The sequence below is a fragment of the Metasolibacillus sp. genome (genome assembly GCF_025291715.1).
In the GTDB taxonomy this organism is placed as follows: domain Bacteria; phylum Bacillota; class Bacilli; order Bacillales_A; family Planococcaceae; genus Metasolibacillus; species Metasolibacillus louembei.
In genome coordinates, this window is record NZ_JAMBIZ010000004.1 from 44,732 (window position 1) to 65,774 (window position 21,043).

7 protein-coding genes and 2 pseudogenes are annotated in these 21,043 nt (G+C 38.1%); all 9 read right to left on the minus strand.

Translation table 11 applies throughout. The annotated features are described in order from the left end of the window. Positions 1–75 precede the first annotated feature (75 nt). A complete protein-coding gene (locus tag M3Z76_RS04180) occupies positions 76–2,889 on the minus strand; it encodes an S-layer homology domain-containing protein (protein ID WP_293921602.1) in 2,814 nt (937 codons plus the stop codon). Between the two features lie 719 nt (positions 2,890–3,608). Next, positions 3,609–4,547, minus strand: a complete 939-nt coding sequence (locus M3Z76_RS04185; RefSeq protein ID WP_293921600.1) for a nuclease-related domain-containing protein — start codon at positions 4,545–4,547, stop codon at positions 3,609–3,611. Between the two features lie 264 nt (positions 4,548–4,811). Then, positions 4,812–9,122: a S8 family serine peptidase gene (locus M3Z76_RS04190; protein WP_293921598.1), complete on the minus strand. Its 4,311-nt coding sequence runs from the start codon at positions 9,120–9,122 to the stop codon at positions 4,812–4,814. Between the two features lie 242 nt (positions 9,123–9,364). Then, on the minus strand, positions 9,365–13,117 hold the full coding sequence (locus M3Z76_RS04195; protein ID WP_293921596.1) for an S-layer homology domain-containing protein: 3,753 nt from the start codon (positions 13,115–13,117) through the stop codon (positions 9,365–9,367). 242 nt (positions 13,118–13,359) lie between these two features. Then, a complete protein-coding gene (locus M3Z76_RS04200; RefSeq protein ID WP_293921594.1) occupies positions 13,360–17,700 on the minus strand; it encodes a S8 family serine peptidase in 4,341 nt (1,446 codons plus the stop codon). 363 nt (positions 17,701–18,063) lie between these two features. After that, a complete protein-coding gene (gene tnpC / locus M3Z76_RS04205; protein ID WP_293921591.1) occupies positions 18,064–19,659 on the minus strand; it encodes an IS66 family transposase in 1,596 nt (531 codons plus the stop codon). A gap of 47 nt (positions 19,660–19,706) precedes the next feature. Next, positions 19,707–20,012: pseudogene (tnpB, locus tag M3Z76_RS04210) on the minus strand (IS66 family insertion sequence element accessory protein TnpB); the annotation flags it as partial. Between the two features lie 39 nt (positions 20,013–20,051). Beyond that, positions 20,052–20,375 carry an IS66 family insertion sequence element accessory protein TnpA gene (tnpA, locus tag M3Z76_RS04215; protein ID WP_293921589.1) on the minus strand — a complete coding sequence of 108 codons (324 nt, stop codon included), beginning with the start codon at positions 20,373–20,375 and terminating at the stop codon, positions 20,052–20,054. A gap of 95 nt (positions 20,376–20,470) precedes the next feature. Next, positions 20,471–21,016, minus strand: a pseudogene (locus tag M3Z76_RS04220) (endonuclease I family protein); the annotation flags it as partial. Positions 21,017–21,043 lie beyond the last annotated feature (27 nt).

Below are 21,043 nucleotides of genomic sequence, written 5' to 3' on the forward strand. Positions count from 1 at the left end.
TTTATATGAAAATCTGCTGAGTTTTTATTACAGTTTGGTTACTTTCTAGTAATAGTAGTTTACAAGGCTAGTGTTTTATTGTAGTACTCCATATGTGTAGCTTTGTGAGCCATTAAAACTAAATTTTGTTGTATTAAAATTAAAAGCATTACCTGCTGCATCTGTAATTATGACATTTTGCTTTAATGCAATTGTCACTACGTCATTTTGCTGAATATCATTTTTGAGGCTAATATTCACAACTCGGTTGTCACCACTATAAGAAACTTGTTGTACTATATCTACATTATTAACCATAACAGAGAATGGGTTAGGAATTGTTGTTTGTATTGGTTCAGAAACTGTGAAAGAAATTGTTTTCCCTACTTTTAGCCCATTTGCAATATCCTCAGTCGATACCGCAACATTATTCCCAACTACATAGGGCTTATTGTTTTCACGTAATCTTAATGGTGCTGAATAAGCATCTACCATCACATTGCGTCCAGCTGCATATACATTATTAATTGTCACCGTTGTAAAGAATTCGTTTAACTGCGTTGTGTCATTTACTGATAAGCGCAAGTCAACTTGACGATTTGCAATACCACCTTGAGTCGGTAAAGCACTAATAACTTGTGTACCATCTACAATATAGTTTTGATTATTTGTTGCAGATGCAAAATCGATTGGGTGTGAGTAAGTCACACGAATATTTTGATATCTGTTATTCTCATTTGAAGGAACCGATTCCACACGTTCTACAATTACTCTATCCGCAATACTACCTAAATCGCCAGAGCGATCAAATTGAATTTGCTGTGGAGTTGTTGCTACTGGTAGGTTATATTCACTTACGACACCTGATAAATGTATCTGTCCTGCATATTTAGCACCCACAAAATCATAACCAACACCTAATAAATCACGCAATTTTACACGTAACGCTTTATCGTTTGTTGCTACTTTTTTCGGAATTGCTGAAACATTCAATTGCCCTTGTTGATTGTTAGCTTGTGCATACCAACCATTAAATGCAATATTAGCGTTTGGTAATACGTTGATATTGCGATCAAATAAAATTTCTAAATACTCTTCATTATTGTCTTTCACAACCGTTGTTGATACATAGCTTGGTACTGTCGTATCTCGGACAAAGTTATAGTACATGTAGAATGTATTAGACTCACCTGATAAGTCTGTAATATAACGACCAGAAGCATTCGCTACTGTTGCATAACCATTTAACTCTTGTGCTGTTTCAATAATATAAGCAGCTGGATTTTTCTTATCTTTTTCTACTCCAATTACACCTAAAGTTTGTGAGTTTTGGACTACACTAATGTCTGTACGTGTTAAATCACGAATTTCCTCAGAGAAAATTAGTTTAAATTTGCGTGCACCTACTTGTTCAATATTTAATAATGTTGGTGCTACACCATCACGCACACCAATTGTAGCTGTCGTTTTAACAGTATTTGCTGGTGCTACATTATTTGAAATATCTACCAATGCACCAAATGTAATATTCACAGAAGTACCTGGAGATAAAGCAACGCCATTTACTGTTGCTTTAGTAAAGTCATATGTAACCTCTGTTGCATTTCGCTCTAAAGTGCCTGTTACATTGGAAATAACTGAGCCGTTTGCTAATGTAAATTGCGTTGTACCTGTTGTATTTGTCACTGGTTCAGTAAACTTCACCTTCACGCGTGTTGCTCCAGCGTTTTCAGCAGAAGCGATTGCTGGTGCTACTTTGTCAGCTGTAAATGTTGGTACTTCATCATATTTAATAAGTGTTAAGCCTTTTTCTGTTTTCACGCCATCCACAACAACATTGTAGCGACCTTCAGTTAACGGTTTTACACCTTTAATTGTAACAGTTAAAGATTTTTTATCCGCGCTTAGCTCACCTTTTAATAAATCAATTTTACCTGGTGTTGCAATGCCTGCTACTTTTACAATTTTGTTGATATCTGCTTCATTTAGTATGTTTGCAAGTGCTACTGGTTGGTTGAAGTCAATTTTAATTTGCCCACCATTTGGATTTGTAACTGCTGTTACTTTTAAATCTGGTACTTCATATTTTACTTTTGCAGCATATTCTACTTCATCGATTTTGAATTTTACATCTGTCTCCACATTTTCAACAAGTGGCGTTGGTAATGTTACTGTATATGTTTTGTCATCAGATAATGTAACAGAAAGCTTATCAGCTGCTGTTACCTCGATTTTTTTCACTGTTAGTACAGGCTTTGTTTCAATTTGCAGCATATGGTATAGGAAGTAAGCGAATTGACCGCGCTTCGTCATATCTTTCGGGTTAAAGGAAGCACCTTTTACCATATCATAGTAATCTAATACAGCAATATTTGTTTGATGCTCTACTGTCGTTCTATTTAAATCTGAAATTGTGCTTGTGAAGCCTTGTTCCTTCACATGTGCTGCGTAATCAAAGTCATTGATTACATTGAATGCACGCACAAGCACTGTCGCCATTTGGTCGCGACGCATTTCATCACGGTGCATCAGCTGACCAGCGCTACCTTGGAATACCCCTACATCTTTAACAAGCGCAGCATATTGTAATAGCTCGTCCTGAGACTTTGCTGTTAAATCTGTAAAGCGCATTTTTGTTTTATAATCAGCTGGAACTTCATGACCTAACGACACTAAATATTTCCCTAAAAGCTTTACAACATCTGAGCGTGTTAATGAATTATTTGGAAGGAATGTGCCATCTGGATATCCATTAATAACGCCCGCATCGACTAATGCTAAAATTTCATTTTGATACATATGACCATTTAAATCTTTAAAGGATGCTGCACTCGCAACAGGAACAATTGCAGAAGCTACTACCGCTACTGCTGCCGTAGAGGCTAACATTTTTTTATATGATTTTTTCATTTACTATTCTTCCTCCTCTAATGCTAAAATCACTATCTACTACTATTTTAACATTTTTTTTGCTGTTTTGGTGCCTAGCTTAGTTTTTACATAAATTTAGACGTAGGTTTTTGGAAGAAGTTACAGTAATTAATTGATTTATTTGTGAGTTTCTCATTTTATTTGTGGCTTTTCAGAGGTTATTTGCGAGTTTCCCATTTTATTTGCGACTTCTCGGATTTATTTGCGAGTTTCCCATTTTATTTGCGGCTTCTCGGATTTATTTGCGAGTTTCCCATTTTATTTGCGACTTCTCGGATTTATTTGCGAGTTTCCCATTTTATTTGCGATTTCTCGGATTTATTTGCGGGTTTCCCATTTTATTTGCGACTTCTCGGATTTATTTGCGACTTCTCGGATTTATTTGCGAGTTTCCCATTTTATTTGCGAGTTTCTCATTTTATTTGCGGCTTCTCGGATTTATTTGCGAGTTTCCCATTTTATTTGCGACTTCTCGGATTTATTTGCGGGTTTCTCATTTTATTTGCGATTTCTCGGATTTATTTGCGAGTTTCCCATTTTATTTGCGACTTCTCAGATTTATTTGCGAGTTTCCCATTTTATTTGCGACTTCTTGGATTTATTTGCGAGTTTCCCATTTTATTTGTGACTTCTCAGATTTATTTGCGAGTTTCCCATTTTATTTGCGACCTCTCGGATTTATTTGCGAGTTTTCCGTTTTATTTGCGGCTTCTCAGATTTATTTGCGAGTTCCTTTTAAAAGAAATAAAATATTTTCTACCTTTTTTATCTCCCTTGTGTGAAAGGTTTAATTTTTTTAATAGGCGATTTGCTGCATAGATGGAGTTCACCCTCATAAACTTACGAAATTGTATATTTGTAATCCATTCATTAATTAACAGACTATAGTCTTCGATTGCTCGCTGTAGCATTGTGCCATCATCTTTTATTTGACATTTAGGGCATATGAATCGACCGTATTGAAATAGCATTTGTGTAGTGTAATCACATTGTTTGCAAAGCACACCTGTACGAACTTTGTCTTTATCAATATTTAATTTAGGGTTAGAAATTGTATGCATTTGAAGTAATTCATTTTGAAGTCGTTGAAGTTGCTCTGTTGATAATCGTGCCTTATGCATTGTAAGAAGCTTGCGAATATAAAACTCTAAACCACTGCAATGGATAATCGGCTCATTTTGAGGTATTTGACCAATAATTGTTTTGGGATGTGCTAGCACTATTACATAAATGACAGGTAAATCGGGGAATAATTGTCGTAGAAAACGTTGATGACGACGTACTTGGTCGAGTGGATTTCTGAAGCCTTGAACATTTCCATTTTCAAGAGTTCGAGTGAACTGGTGACATCTCTCATCAAAATCAATGCGTCCTGCAATGTTTTTTATTTCTACTATAAGAATAAATTTTTCGCAAACAAACAACGTATCTATTTGATGTGTATCTGTACTAAAGTCGTGGAGTAAATAAAATTCCTCATCTAACTGCATGTCTTGCCAGCTACGATCTACATATTGTTCTCCTGCCAACCCTTGTTGTATCCTTACCAATTCATCTTTCATTTCAGGAAATCCTCGGCGAATAGCCGCTTGTAATAAATATTCCTTTATAGGTCTTTCACGTGGTAAAATAACCATTTAATCCCTCCTTCTTTTTAAAAATATTCTACTTCACCTATAATAAACAGTAAATAAAAAATTCACTCACTCTAGATTGCCAGCAAACTAATCTCGTAACAACAAGTTATTATATGTCGGCATTTAATTTTAGTTTTCTATGTTCTAATATTTTTTTGAACCCTTTAGTTCAGAAAATCTAAAAAAATGATACTTATAGCTGTTACTTAAAAAATAATAGACAAAGTCGAAAAATCGACTTTGTCTATAGGCAGTTCTCTTAACCTATTGAGCCTCAATCACTTCCAAGAAATTAATAACCATTTTTGCCGTATGTGCGCGTGTCGCAGGGGCAGATGGTTTAAATTTGCCGTTGTCTCCTGTTGCAATGCTTAACTCCTCAAGCATCGCAATCGCCGACACGGTTTCTGCATTATACTTACCTAAATCAGTAAATGATGGCTTACCTTTTGCTACATATTTTTCTCCTGTCGCATACTCATATGCACGGTAGAGCATTAACGCTAGCTGTGCACGTGTCACTTCGCCAGATGGATTATATTTACCATCAACGCCTTTTGCAATACCTGCCTCGAAAACTGCTGCGATTTCAGCTTGTGTTGCTGGTGCATATTTACCGATATCACTAAATGGTGCTTTGCCACCTGCTGTTAAGCCAAGTGCTCGTGTTAAAATGGAAGCAAACTGTGCGCGTGTAACATTCGCATCTGGCTTCACTTCACCTTTTTCATTGCCTTTCAACAAACCTTTTGCAATCATTTTGTGGATATAGCTTGCTGCCCAATGATCCGCTGGCAGGTCGATTGGCATGAATGGTGTTTGTGGTTCTGCCGGCTCTGTTGTTTCTGGTTTTTCAGGCTCAGGCTTTTCTTCTGGCTTTGTCTCAGGAGTTGTTGCACCACCGCCACCGCCACCAGAGCTTCCGCCTCCACCTGGATTTGGATTACCTGGATTCGGATTTGGTTTAGACTCTGAAGTTACCGTTACTGGAATAACGACATTGTTATTTCCATAGTTCACAGTAATTGTTGTTGTACCAGCAGCCTTTGCTGATACTAAGCCTTCCGTTACCTCAACAATTCCTTCATCTGCAATCGTATATGTCGCTTGCTTCGTTACATCAGCAACTGTATTTGATGTAAACGTTGTTGGACGTGTTGGACCATCAGCCATGGCTGATACATGGTTTGATCCATACGGATTATCAAGCGTCACCGGAGCAATAAAGGATAATTTATTTGGAGCCGCTTCCGTTACATCTACCTCGTTCGAAATATCCCATTCACTTTGTAATTCATTTGCTGCTAATTTACCCATTACACTTTGTGATGTAATGATTGAAACTGGGTCGCCATAAACTGTCTGCTCACTTATATTGCCAGCAGCATCTAAAATAACCATCGTAACAGAATCTGTAGCTTCATTTAATGATGCTTCCACATCAAATGCAAATGTGCCATCCTGCTGTAAAGTAACAAGATCATCTTCAATAATTTCTCCGTTACGTGTTACTGCATACAATGTTGCTAATTTACTGTTGACATCATAATTTAAACCATACGATGCCAATAGCGCTTTGTAATCAATATATTTGTCTACTACTTTACCTTCTACAGCAATATTTGCAGTATCTCCAGATGTAATTGTTGCCGTATCACCCGACGTTACTGAAGTAGGTGTAATGCTTACATCTTGCAGCGTTGCTTTTGTTGATTTCATAAATACAGGCCCAACATAATCAGAAATAACACCTGTCTTTGCTTCAGCTGTAAAATCAATTGTATAAACACCATCAGGAATTGCTACCATGCCACTACCCCCCCATGGTGTGTAGCTTCCATTCACAGCCAAACGCCATGAGCCTGCACCTAAAGTTGTACCCGCATGTAAATAGCCAATGTAGCCATCACCATATTGACCTCCTTCTGGGTTTTGTAAATCCCAAAGCTCAATATAGTTTGCTCCTACATCGCCTGTTAATGTAAATGTTAACTCAGCGCTATCTTTAATACCATCTCCGTTAAATGACAAGTCTGTCTCGGAAATTGCCATATTTTCAATTGAAGTTGGTGCTTCCCCACCAAAATCTGCTGCAAAAGGTAATGAAATCATCGTATGCTTGTCAGGTGTTGTCGTTGTTGTTTCAACGGCATTTAGTTGAACCGATTCGCCTACCTTCATATTTAATTCAGCTGGATTCACTGATAACGCCGTTTCTGTCGTTACAGATTGCGTCGGTATAAGATGAATATAGCCGAAAATTTCATCGCCTAATTTTGCTGCTGTATTTTGCGATGCTGTTAATGTCACAGTTAAGTGCTCCTCACCATTTAAAGTAAATGATGACTTATCAACTGTTACTTGTGCATCGCCAAAGTTTTTTAACATATCAACAGCTACCGTATAGTTACTACCTGTACCATTGATATTTTTCACAACAATTTCTTTTGTTACTTGAATATTTTGCGCTTTAATTGGTTGTGGACCAAATGTCACAGCACCTTTTTCATGCTCAACAATTTCACCACTTGCATCACGCTTTGCCGAATCCTGTACATAGGCAAGCGCACTTGGGAATGCTGCCTCATACGCATTGACACGTCCAGCACCTTGATCAAATACATCGTACTTCGCTGTATTTAAAACATCGGCTGTATTCGCTAATGCAACCTTCACATCAAATGGCGTCCAGCTTGGATTTGCTTGTTTAATTAATGCCGCAATTCCTGCAATATGTGGTGTTGCCATTGACGTACCTGTTTTACGATCATATGCCTTTGTTGGATCAATCGCATTTCCTTCAGCAGTGCCAGTTTCATAAGTTGGTACTGTTGACATAATGTTTGTTCCTGGTGCTACGACATCCGGCTTAATATCAAAGTTTGGTGTCGATGGACCACGAGAGCTTGAATCGTTAATCTCATCGCCAATTGATGTCATTTGTCCATATTCATTAAAGCTAATTGTGCCAACAGATGTAGCTAGTGCATTGCGAATAGCTTGTCCATCCGTTACAGACATATCAAATGTCGGAATAAAATCAAAGGAATCGCCTAAAAACGTTTCAGATGGACCTGGTGCATTTGTACCTCCTGAGAAGTTGTGAATAATAGCACCGACTGCACCTGCATTTTTCGCATGCTCGATTTTTTCTACAAAGGCGATATCACCACGCGAAATAAGTGCGATTTTGCCATTCACATTAATGTTTGTATAATCCGTTGCCGCTCCTATTCCTGGTACAGCAACTAATTCAAACTCACCACTTAATTGCTGTGTTAAATTCCCACCAAACGTTGTCGCCATTAAATTCAATTGCTGCGACCACTCAAAATTACTAGCTGATATCGTAGCAACTGCATGATAAGCTGTTTCAGGGTTCGTTGAGTTCCCAACCGCAATACCTAATGGCGCTGTTGAAGGTGTACCCAATGTTCCACGGTTTGGGCCAGAATTTCCTGTAGCAATTACTGGAATAACCCCTGCCAATGCTGCATTGTTAATCGCAAATGAGCTCGCATCATTTTCAGAATTTGAGCCACCACCTAAAGATAGGTTAATAACATCTATTTCTTGCTCAACAGCGTATTCAATTGCTGCGATAATACCCGATGTTGCACCGCTTCCATATGCCCCCAATACACGGTAAGCATATAAATCTACTTTTGGCGCAATCCCTTTAATACCATATGGATTTGCCCCGATTGCAGCAATCGTACCTGCTACATGTGTGCCGTGCGAAGTAGCGTAAGAGCTACCACGTGCATTGACAAGTGGCTGATTGGAAGGACGCTCTGCTGGTTTTGTTTCCGTTGCATCATTATCTGCACGCGGTGATTTGTACATGTTTGAATCGTGTACAATAAAGTTTTTCCCGCCTTTATAAATGCCTGCAAACTCGGGATGTGTTGTATCAATCCCTGTATCTAAAACAGCCATTTTAATGCCTTGACCTTCTAAGCCCTTTGCCCATAGCTGTTCAATACCTAAAAACGAATTACTTGTGTTCATATATGCATCCACTTGATTCGTAGCTGAAGCTTCTTCATTCGCATATACTTCAGCATCCGGCTCAATAAGTGTAACGCCCTCGATTTCTAGCAATTTTTCTAAATCATCCGCTTTGATTTGTGCTGCAAAGCCATTTAATACAGTATTAAATGTATAGCCTTGCTTAAAGGAGATTTGTTCTCCTGTCATTTCTTTTAGCACTTCTGCTTGCTGTGCTTGTACAGCCTGTTTAATTATTTTTGCGTCTGTTGCGCTAAAGCTTTTTCCTTCTAAATCTCTAATCCCTTTTTCTAGTGCAACAGGCTTCTCAGATAGATGTACGATAACGGCAACTGGGCTGCTACCAGATACATCCTGTAAAGCTGGATGCAGCACTGCTGGTCCATTAGCTATGTTTAGTTGTTCGACTATTGCTGCTTTTGTTAGTAGCGTGGCTTCATCATTTGCTGGTTTTGATAAACTAAATTCGCTATCCGCCGATACTTGCAATGGCGAAAGCATGCTGAGGATCATCATCAATGCTACAAAAATAGCAAAAAGTCTAGTAATCCCTTTGTTTCTCAAAAACAATTCCTCCCTCAAATAATTTAATAGGCACCTCATACTACATAAAGCGAACTAATATTTATTAGCTCTCACCCTATCCCAGAGAAACGCTTGTCTACTTCGATAGGATACTTTAACAATATATGCGTGAAAATATCATTCTATGTAAATAATATTGTAAACAAGTTTAAAATATAGCAGAAAAAGAAAAACGTATAGAATCAAGCTTAAATTCTTGATTTCATACGTTTTATCTATTATTAACGGCTTTCAATAACCTCTAAGAAATTGATAACCATTTTTGCTGTATGTGCACGCGTTGCTGGTGCTGTTGGTTTAAATTTACCATTATCACCTGTCGCAATACCTAATTCTTGAATCATTGCAATCGCTGCACGTGTTTCTTCATTATATTGACCTAAATCGCTGAATGTTGCATCACCTTTTGGTGTATATTTTTCACCTGTTACATGCTCATATGCACGATATAGCATCAATGCAAATTGGGCACGTGTTGTTTCACCTGATGGGTTAAATTGACCGTCTACACCTTTTGCAATACCTGCCTCAAAGATTGCTGCAATTTCAGCCTGTGTTGCTGGCGCATATTTACTTACATCACTAAATGGTGCTTGACCATCTGCCTTTAAGCTTAATGCTCTTGCCAAAATGGATGCAAACTGGGCACGTGTTACATTAGCATCTGGCTTCACTTCACCTTTTTCATTTCCTTTTAGCAAGCCTTTTTCAATCATTTTTTCAATATAGCCTGCTGCCCAATGATTAGCTGGTACGTCGGTTGGCGTAAATGGTGCTGGTTTTTCTTGCTCCTCAGGCTGTGGAGTTTCAGGCTTCTCTGTTTCTGGTTTTTCTTCAGGCTTTGTTTCAGGTGCTGTTGTTCCACCGCCTGCGTTACCGCCACCAGAGTTATTGCCACCACCATTACCTGGGTTGCTACCTCCGTTGCCTGGATTGTTACCTCCATCTGGATTTGGCTCTGTATTAGCAGCCTTTACATCAATTTGCGCTAAAATTGGATCATGGTCACTCGCACGACCTGCCATATCTGTGAAATCTGCATTAATATGAATCGCATCAATTTCTGTAGCTTTCGCTAAATTATTTGATACTAAAATATGGTCAAGCACCTGTGAATTACCTTGGAACACATAAGAATAACGATCTTCCTCTGGTAAATGGTTAATCATATTTGTCATATGACGATTTTCTAAAATTTTCACAGAATCTGCGAATTGGAAATCATTAAAATCTCCTACTGCCACAATATTCGCTTTCGGGTTTTTCGTTTTCACATCATTGATAAAGCCCTCTACAATTGTTGCAATATTTTTACGCTGTACTTCACTTTTGTTCACTACCGGCTGTTTAGAGCCATATAGTGCGTCGTCACCATTTTTTGAATTCCAGTGGTTGACAATAATAATAACTTGCTCACCATTAAAATTAAATTGTGCTGCTAACGGTTTACGGCTGCTTTTGAAAGCATCGTTTTGTGGATCAATACGTCCTGGGTTAACAGTTAAATTGCCATTTTCATAGCCAACTGCTGTTGTTGCATCACCAGCTGTAATATCTGATAGCTGTACTCGCTCTGGATTATAAAGTACACCAACGCGAATATTTGCGCCTGGCGCACCACCATCAGTGTTGTTGATAGGGTCGATATTGGCATATTTATACTCTACGCCACCAGCTTTTACAATTTCATTAATTAAACGCTCGTAGCTTTCGTTTGCTGCCGCATTACCGTTATTTATATCGCCATCATTATCTTGTACTTCTGTTACCCCTACAATATCAGGGCTGTTTAAATCCTTCACGAAGGCACGTGCTAATTTTTGTGCTTTGTCATCAGATGTTTTGCTCTTATTATTTGAGAAGTTTTCAAGATTGTATGAGCCAACTGTTAATTTAGTTGGATCTTTGACAATATGTGTTTTCTCAAGCTCCACTGAGCCTTTGACAAAAGCAGCTTTCATATCAGTAAGCGGTGCATAAATTTTATAGTTTTGATAAGAGTAGCCGACAACCCCTACAATATCTCCTACAAATTTATCGCCTGTTGCTACCGCAAACTTGCGTGCATCACCATTTGGCTCTAAGCGAAATTGAATAATGTCTGGATTTTTATTATCTTTTTGTAAAAGCACACCACCATTTTTTGTATTCGTCGCTTTGCTTTCCAATACGGTTGTCAAGTCACCATTCGCCTGTGGTCCAACAGCTTTCACGTTTGATACTTGTACACGCATGCCTTCTAAGCTTTCCCAGAAATCAATTGCATCCGTTTCTGGATTGAATACTGTTAAGTTGTCGCTATCAATAGCACCTGTTGGTAGATTATTTTCATCGATGATAATTGGTGTTGGTAATGGTACATTTTTTTCTACTACAGTAACCTTGCCCCCTTGATCATCGCGCACACTAATTTGCGTTGTTAATAAGTCTGTTGTTTGACGCTCTGTATAGCCTTCAATTGCATATTCAGATACTTTCCCTGTTACAGAAACTAAATCCCCTACTTCAATTGGCCAATTTGTTTTACCAGCATATAGAACAATACCTTCAGATGTATATGGATTATTATCGATTTCTGCATCTGGTGTTTGGATTGTATAATACTTCGCTCCTGAAACTTCATAACTTGATGTTATAATGCCTTTTACACCTTCTACCATCTGATTATTAAACTTAGTTGTGTGAGCTGCACCTTGAATATCGTGAATGCGTAAAGCCTCAACGATTTTGTAATCTATTGTAATAACATCGCTGTACTCTGGTGATGATATATCGCCTCGCTTTACAACAGCTTTTAATGTTGTATCTTCTGTAATATTAATTGGACTTGCATACGTTGCGCCACCTATTTTAGGATCTACATCATCCAATGTATATAAAATTTCTGCATTTGCAGTTGTTGCTGTTAACTTAACTGTTGTTCCTCCAATAAATGTCCCACCTGCTGGAGTTGCGACTGGTGGTAATAAAACTGTAGGATCTACTGTAACATCCGCAACAGAACGAGGGATAATTTGATAGTCATTATTATATTGCTGAACGATCCCTACAATTGATGCATAATTAACATTCTCTAATAAACTTAATGAATTATTTTCATCACGCACAATAAAAGTATTACTGCCATCTGTTGCGGTGTAGTTACCATTTGCGCCACCACTCAACTTGATGTTTTGTACTTCAACTAGTTGCGACTCATAATCTTCACCTACTTCATTAGCTGCAATCACTTTCGGTAACAGGTCAATTTGCGCTGTATCTTTAGAAACTACTGAGGCTGAATCTAATTGACGTAATCCTAGATAAGTATTTAATTTCCCTGTGATTGTGACCAATTCACCCTCTTGCACATTAAGTGAAGTAGGTCGAACAGAAATGCCCGCTGTCTCATCTTGCATAACGATTGTATTTTTTAATTTTGCTGTTACTCTACCTTGAACCGTTACTATTGCTCCATCTGGTGATGTAAGTGCATTATTAATTGGGACAATTGTTGGTGTATCTGGTGGTGTAACTGTGGCACCAGTGAATGCGATAGCAGTTAATGATTTTATGCCTGCATGTGAACCAAAATACTTCTCTAAGCTACCTGTTAGTACAATTTCCTTACCTAATGCTGACGGATTTTGTAATATACTAAATGTTGGGCGATCACCTGTCGCTAATTGAATATACAGCATTTTTTGGGTATCTGTTTCATTTGGATCTGCTGCAATCGCAACATTTGTATCTTTTACATTTGGACCTGTTGTAATAACGTCCGTTTCCGAATTAACATAACCTACAATATAGCCACGGACAGTTGTATTACTAATTTTCTTCGTCGAATCATAGTTAGCAAGTACCTCTGTAACTGTCAACACCTGTTGTGTATCCGCTTTCACATTTACCGGCATTGCTGGTGCTACTGCACTAATCACAAGCGCTGAAGCTGCTAACATAGTAACTGACTTGCGTAGTTTTCCTCTTTTCATTCCCTTTGTTCTCCTTTTTCTCCCAAATAGTATTCCCTCTTAAAGGAAGGATGTCATACCTCATTTATTGTAGCAAATTTGCTATCTATTAAGATATAAGTTTTTGTAAATTTTGTTTAAAGGCAAAATTAATCATGAGACTTCAAAAAGATTTTCTATTACCTATTTTTAAAGAAAATTAAAACGCACAGACTTAAGTGAAAAATACTTAGTTCTGTGCGCCTTATTTATTTCAGTAACAATTAACGATTTTCAATAACCTCTAAGAAGTTGATCACCATTTTTGATGCATGTGCGCGAGTTGCTGGGTTTGTTGGGTTAAATTTGCCGTTGTCTCCTGATGCAATACCTAACTCTTGAACCATCGCAATTGCTGCTCGCGTTTCTGCATTATAGTTGCCTAAATCCTTAAACGTTGCGTCACCTTTTGGTGCATATTTTTCACCTGTCGCAACTTCATATGCACGGTATAACATTAATGCAAGCTGCGCACGTGAAATTTCGTTAGATGGCATATACTTACCATCAGTTCCTTTCGCAATACCCGCTTCGAAAATAGCTGCAATTTCAGCTTGTGTTTCTGATGCGTATTTGCTTACATCGCTAAATGGTGCATTGCTATTCGCCGTTAGACCTAGTGCTCGCGCTAAAATGGATGCAAACTGTGCACGTGTTACATTGGCATTTGGCTTTACTTCACCTTTTTCATTTCCTTTTAATAGACCTTTTTCAATCATTTTGCCAATATAGCTTGCTGCCCAGTGATTAGCTGGTAAGTCTGTTGGTACGAATGGAGCTGGCTTCTCTTGCTCGTCTGGCTTTGTTGTTTCTTCCTTAGGCTTTTCACCTTCTGGCTTTTCTTCTGGTTGAGCCTCAGGTGCTGTTGCTCCACCTCCGCCACCAGTGCCACCTGATCCGCCACCAGTGCCACCTGATCCACCACCAGAATTGTTAGCAAGTACTGTTACAGGAATCTCAATCGTATTTACGCCGTACTTAACTGTAATTGTTGTTGTGCCTGACGCCTTAGCTTTTACTAAACCTTTTGATACCTCAACAACATTGTTATTTGCAACTGTATATGTTGCTTTTGCAGTTACATCTAGAACTTTATCTGATGCAAATGTTTTCGGTCGAGCTGGACCATCTAATTTGTTAGAGTCATGCATTATTTTATTTTGCATATAAGAGTTTCCTGCACTCATTGATGCTAATAATTTTGGTGCATCTGAATTTATTACATTTTTTTGTTTTTGTGAAACAAATTGTGTTTGCAATAAAGCTTTCAATTGTTCTGTCATACCAATTGGCTTACTAGCAAGCCCATCATACTCCTCCAAAGTAAAGTTTCCTGCAGCATCCATTGCTACAAAAACTAAATCCTCTGTTGTTGCGTTAAATTCATCTACATTGAACACAAAAGTACCATCTGCATTTAATATCATTGGAACAAGGTCTTCAAATTCTATATTTGCACCTTTAGGTACTACTGCATAGAATGCCGCTAATTTATCATCTAATTTAATACCTAAGTCAAAAGAATTAGCCAGTGCAATTTGAGCAATATAATCATCAATGACTTTTCCTTCAACTGTTAGACTTGCGCTATCACCTGTTACAACAACACCGCCTGTATCGCCAGAAGTTACATTCACATCAAATTGTGTTTCTGTGGACTTAATAAAGATAGGTCCTACATCCTTGAATACCTCACCTGTCGCTGATAATCCCGTAAAGTCAATTGTGTAGACTCCATCTGGAATTTGTTCTTCTACTCCATTACCTGTGTGTGGATAATAACCGCCTGTAATTGGTAATCTCCATGCGCCTGCTGGAATGGCACCTCCATCTAAGTAACCAATGTAGCCATCTTCATAAAGACCACCATCTGGATTACTTAAATCCCATAGCTCAATAATACTATTTTGGACATCTCCAGTTAGCTTAAAGAATAATCCAGCATATGGGTCATTATTTTTAATGCCTTCTGCCAAGGATAAATCTTCAATAAGTACTTCTCCTGCTGTATCAGCTAGTAATAGGTATTCAAGTGCCACTGGTGCAACGCCACCTAAATCAGCTGAGAATGGTAATGAGATAACTGAATATGTTCCAGCTGGTACAGTTGTTTTCTCTACAACATTTAATTGAACAGAGCTACCTGCTGTCATGTTTAGAGAAGTTTGATCAACCGTTAATGATACTCCATCTGGGCCAATTGTAGTTGGCGTAATATGAATATAACCAAATAACTCATCACCGAACTTAGCAGCTACATTTTGAGAAGCAGTAAGTTTAACAGTTATGCGCTCTTCTCCATTTAAAGTAAATGATGTTTTATCAACAGTTACTTGAGCATCACCAAGACTTTTCAATGTATCAACAGTTACTAAGTAACTACCGCCTATACCGTTTATATCTTTCACAACAATTTCTTTTGTTACTTCAATATTTTGGTCTTTAATTGGCTGTGGACCGAATGTTACTGAGCCTTTTTCATGTGCTACGATTGCGCCACTAGCATCACGTTTCGCCGTATCTTGTACATACGCAAGTAAGCTTGGGAATGCTGCCTCATATGCATTAACACGTCCAGCACCTTGATCATATACATCATAGTTATCTGTATTTAAAACTGTTGCTGTATTAGCTAATGCAACTTTCACATCAAATGGCGTCCAATTTGGATTAGCTTGTTTAATTAATGCTGCAATTCCAGCAACATGAGGTGTCGCCATTGATGTTCCTGTTTTACGATCATATGCCTTGCTAGTTTCAACTGGTACTCTTTGTTCAACACTCGTTTTATATGTTGGAATTGTTGACATAATATTTGTACCAGGTGCCACTATATCAGGCTTAATATCATAGTTTGGTACAGACGGACCACGTGAGCTTGACTCGTTCATTTCGTCTCCAATAGATGTCATTGAACCATGAATATCAAAGCTTACTGTTCCATCAGTTGTAACTAATGCCTCACGAATAGCTAGTCCATCTGTAACAGACATATCGTATGTTGGAATAAAATCAAAAGAATCTCCTAAAAATGTTCCTGAAGGTCCTGGTGCATTTGTTCCTCCTACAAAATTGTGGATAATAGCACCGACTGCACCATTCTGTTTCGCATATGCCATCTTATCTACAAATGCAATATCCCCACGTGAGATAAGCGCAATTTTACCATCTACATCAACATCTGCTGTATAATCCTCTGCTTTCCCTAGCCCTGGTACTGCAACTAATTCAAATTCCCCTGCTAGTTGTGTTGATAAATTTTTACCAAATGTTGTTGCCATTAAATTTAATTGATTAGACCATTCAAAGTCACCTGCTTTTACAGACACTGTTGAATAATATGCTGCTTCTGGATTTGTTGAGTTACCTACAGCAATACCTAATGGCGCTGTTGAAGGTGTACCCATTGTTCCACGATTTGGACCCGAGTTCCCTGTTGCAACAACTGGGATAACACCGGCTAATGCTGCGTTATTAATTGCAAATGAGCTTGCATCATTTTCAGAGTTAGAGCCACCACCTAATGAAAGGTTAATAACATCCATCTGTTGCTCCACAGCATATTCAATTGCTTTAATAATATCAGTTGTTGAACCACTTCCATATGCGCCTAATACACGATAAGAGTATAAGTCCACTTTTGGCGCAATTCCTTTAATACCATATGGATTATTTCCAAGTGCTGCAATTGTCCCAGCGACATGGGTACCATGAGAAGTCGAGTATTCACTTCCCTTAGCATTTACAAGCGGTTGGTTCGCTGGCTTCTCTATAGGCTTTGTTTCCGTTGCATCATTCTCAGCGCGTTGGAAATTATAAAGTTTTGGATCATGTGTAACAAAGTTTCTTTCACCTACAACATTTAAATCTGGGTGAGTTTTATCAATCCCTGTATCTAATACCGCAACTTTAATTCCTTGCCCTTCAAATCCTTTATTCCAAAGCTTTTCAATACCTAAAAATGAATTGCTTGTATTCATATATGCGTCAAACTGTTGCTCATCTGGTTGAAGTTTAGATGCTATCATATCTTCTTCGAACGCGTACATTTCAGCATCAGGTTCGATTAATGTAATGCCATCAATCTCTAGTAGCTTCTCTAAATCATCAGCCTTTACTTCTGCCGCAAAGCCATTTAATACAGTATTATATGTATAGCCTTGCTCAAATGAAATATTTTCTTCAATCATTTCTTCAGCAACTTGCTCTTGCTGTGAAATAACACGTTGTTCTACTTTTTTCGCCTCATTAGCTGTAAAAGATTTCCCAGCTAATTCTTTAATTCCTTTTTCAAGTGCTACAGGTTTTTCTGATAAATGTACAATAACCTTTACACTTTGATTACCAGACACTCCTTGTAAGTCTGGATGTAGTCTAGCTGCACCATTTAATACTTCCAATTGCTCAGCAATCGCTGATTTCGCTTGTAATGTAGCTGCATCAAATGGTGATTTTAGCTTGCTAAAATCACTGTTCGCCGATGCTTGCATTGGCGAAAGCATGCTGAGAATCATAATGAATGCTATAAAAATAGCAAAAAATCGATTACTCCCCTTGTTTCCCAAAACTATTCCTCCCCTTAATAAGTTACTATCATTCCCATATTGCAAACTACTAGGTTCCTCTTAGTAAAAAGGAACCTAGTAGTTTATATTTCGTCTTAAATTGACAAAATACTTTTACAATATATTAATAAAGATACAATTCTACGAAATAAACGTCAACTAGATTTCTGATAAAATAGATTTTTTAATCAATTCAAACTATTCTTATTTGTTATATGGTAGTTCTAAAGAACTAAAACACCTTTTGATTACCTAAAAAAATAACAACCTTTCTTTGCTATTAATCTCACAAAGAAAGGCTGTTATTTATGTAAGCGTCAAATAATGCCCACCTAGTTTTTCAGGTGGGCATTAGTGTATTCTTTATTTAAGTTTAGCAGGGAGCCGACATTCATTTGGAATGTTTTTTGACCACGGAAGAAACTGATCAAGTGCTTCCTGATCCTCTAAATCTATTTGCGGTATATGTTCAAAGAGATACGTTAAATAACTTAATGGATTTAATTGATTCTCTTTGGCCGTTTCGACAATGCTGTAAATGATAGCACTGGCAGTTGCACCTTTCATCGATTGGGAAAATAGCCATGCTTTTCTTCCCATAACGAATGGTTTAATCGAACGTTCAGCTCGATTATTATCGAGTTCTAGTCGCCCGTCTTTCATAAAGACTATGAGTTTTGACCATTGGTTTAAACTATAATTAATGGCATCACCTAATTTACTTTTAGGTGGAACTTGAGGGCGTTTGGATTGTAGCCATGCCAAATAAGCGTCTAACACAGGTTGACTACGTTTTTGACGTTCTTCTTTTCGTTGTTCAGGGCTACAATTTTCAAATTCTTCTTCTATCTGTTTTTCAATTTTAAATAATTGCGTACAGAATTGAAGACCTTCAGCTGCGAGGCTCGTAGATTTATCTACACTTGCAGGCAAAGATTTGAGCGTTTCGTCGTATTTACGGCGTGCATGCGCCCAACAGCCAACTAACTCCACACCCTTCATATCGTGGTAGCCCGCATAACCATCGACATGAAGATAGCCCGCAAATCCTTTTAGAAATGCTTTCGGGTGTTTACTATGGCGAGAAGTTTGATAGTCATATAAGACAATCGGTGAAACATCCCGACTCGATCGATACAACCACATATAGGATTTGGAAGTTGCTGCTTTATCAGTTTCTGCTAAAACTTGAACGGTTGTTTCATCTGCGTGCAGACGGTCAAGATGAAGCAGTAACTCATGCAAGCGATTGTATAACGGTGAGAGCCATTTTGTTGCACCATATATTACCCAATTGGCAAGCGTTTGGCGTGATAGAAAGACACCCAGTCGTTCAAATTGTTTTTCAATTCGGTACAACGGCATTCCTTCTACGTATTTTTGATTCATGATATACGCCATTGAAGAAGGTGAAGCAAGACTTTTTGGAAAGACTGCCGCAGGCATTTTGGCAGTGACAATCGGTGTTTCAATTCCTTCACGTTCACATTGACGACAACTGTAAATATGTTGAACATGCTCCACGACTTTCACTTGAGCTGGGATAATTTTTAATTCTCGTCTTGTTTCCGTACTCATTTCATGCACAGTTTCACCGCAACACAAACAGACCTGCTCTTCTTCGGATAAACGATAATGGATCATTTCCGTAGGCAAGTTTTCAAGTTTCATATCTCGTTGTCCTACATACTTTTTTCGATTATAAGTAATCGTTTCAAGTGTAGGTTCTTCCATTTTTACATCCGCTGTGATTTCAGCTTCATTAAAAAGAGGAAGTTCAATTTGATCCGAATTTGTTTTTTCACTCGAAGCCCCAAATCTCTTTTGTTGGCTTAGTCGGAATTGCTCTTCCAACCATTTGATTTTTGCCTCTAGGACTTCTTTTTGTTTTTCTAAATCCGCATTTTTCGATGCGAGTTCTTCAATTGTATCTTGTAGTTCATTCGTAGTTTTTCTCATATAAATAGAATACCATATAGAGAGATGTCGTGAATGATCAATTCTCTCTATATGATAAATTTTGCACTCATTTTTGGATGGGCTTGTTTTGGTTCAAGTGGAAGTCCATCCAGCAACCAGTTGAATTGGCGAGGACTGATCGATAGCGGCTTAGTAGTTTGTTCATCTGGCCATTGAAAAACGCCTTTTTCCAGTCGGCGATAATATAACCAAAACCCATTATGATCCCAATGAAGGATCTTTAGTTTATCTCGTTTGCGATTACAGAACACAAATAGATTGGAAGAGAAAGGATCCAGTTGGAAACTCATTTGAACAATCGCTGCCAAACCATCAATCGACTTTCTAAGATCTGTTGCACCGTCGCTAAATAGACTCGTTGAATGGGTGTTTTACTTAACATGGGATTGAAGAACCTGAAGTACTTCATTTAAAAGTGAATGGCTGAAGCCTTCTTTAATTTCGATTGAAACATCGCCTACCTTAACTGTTAAAGTAGCTGTTTCTTCAATCGAGTTGGATGAATCAATGGCAACCCATTGTGTAAGAGGATAAGCGACGTGAGTCGGCTCAGTTTCCAATCTTTTCATCCAGCTATACATACTTTGAACACCTACTTGATTTTGTTTACACCAAGCTTTGACACTTAGCACTCCACTGGATCTGTAGGCATCGATGCGATCTTGCCACATTTGTTTACGTTCATCTACTGACATAAAAAACCCCCTAACAATTGATGTTAAGGTGATTATCACAAAACACGGTAATTATTAGAAGGTGTGGAGTATTTGACGCTTACTTATTTATATGATTACGATGCTTTCGGCAATGCTTTTTCTGTTTGCCAAATCAATTGTACCCATTGTGGGTTGTCAATGAATGGGTTGCGGTTGCCTTGAATTTCATAGATTTTTTCGTTGCGTGCACGCTCGATTTCATCTACTGGATCTTGTAAATGCCATTGCAATAATACAGACAGCTTACCATGATATGGTGCTGTGCCATTGTTCAATTTTTCATTTAGCTCAAGGTCAACACGATCGCCTTGCTCATAGCGAGTTGCCATGTAAAATAGCATACGGGCTACGTCGCCTTTGACGCGATTTGGTGGCTCAAATGATGTGCTCGTTTTAAAACAGCCATCACAGCCTTTCACACCGCTTCCACCATTATCGAAATCTAAATTGCCACGTGAGCTGTTCACTTGCATATCCGTAGCACATAAATGGTGAATATCCTGTTTCTAGCCCTAGAGATGTACCAAAATCACATCGCTTGGGTTATTTGGGTCTTCATCTATTTGCTTTAATGCATCCCATACTTGATCATATGTTAGCTTTTTATGATTTGAAATAATCGTATCTCTATTATGGAATAGAAGAAT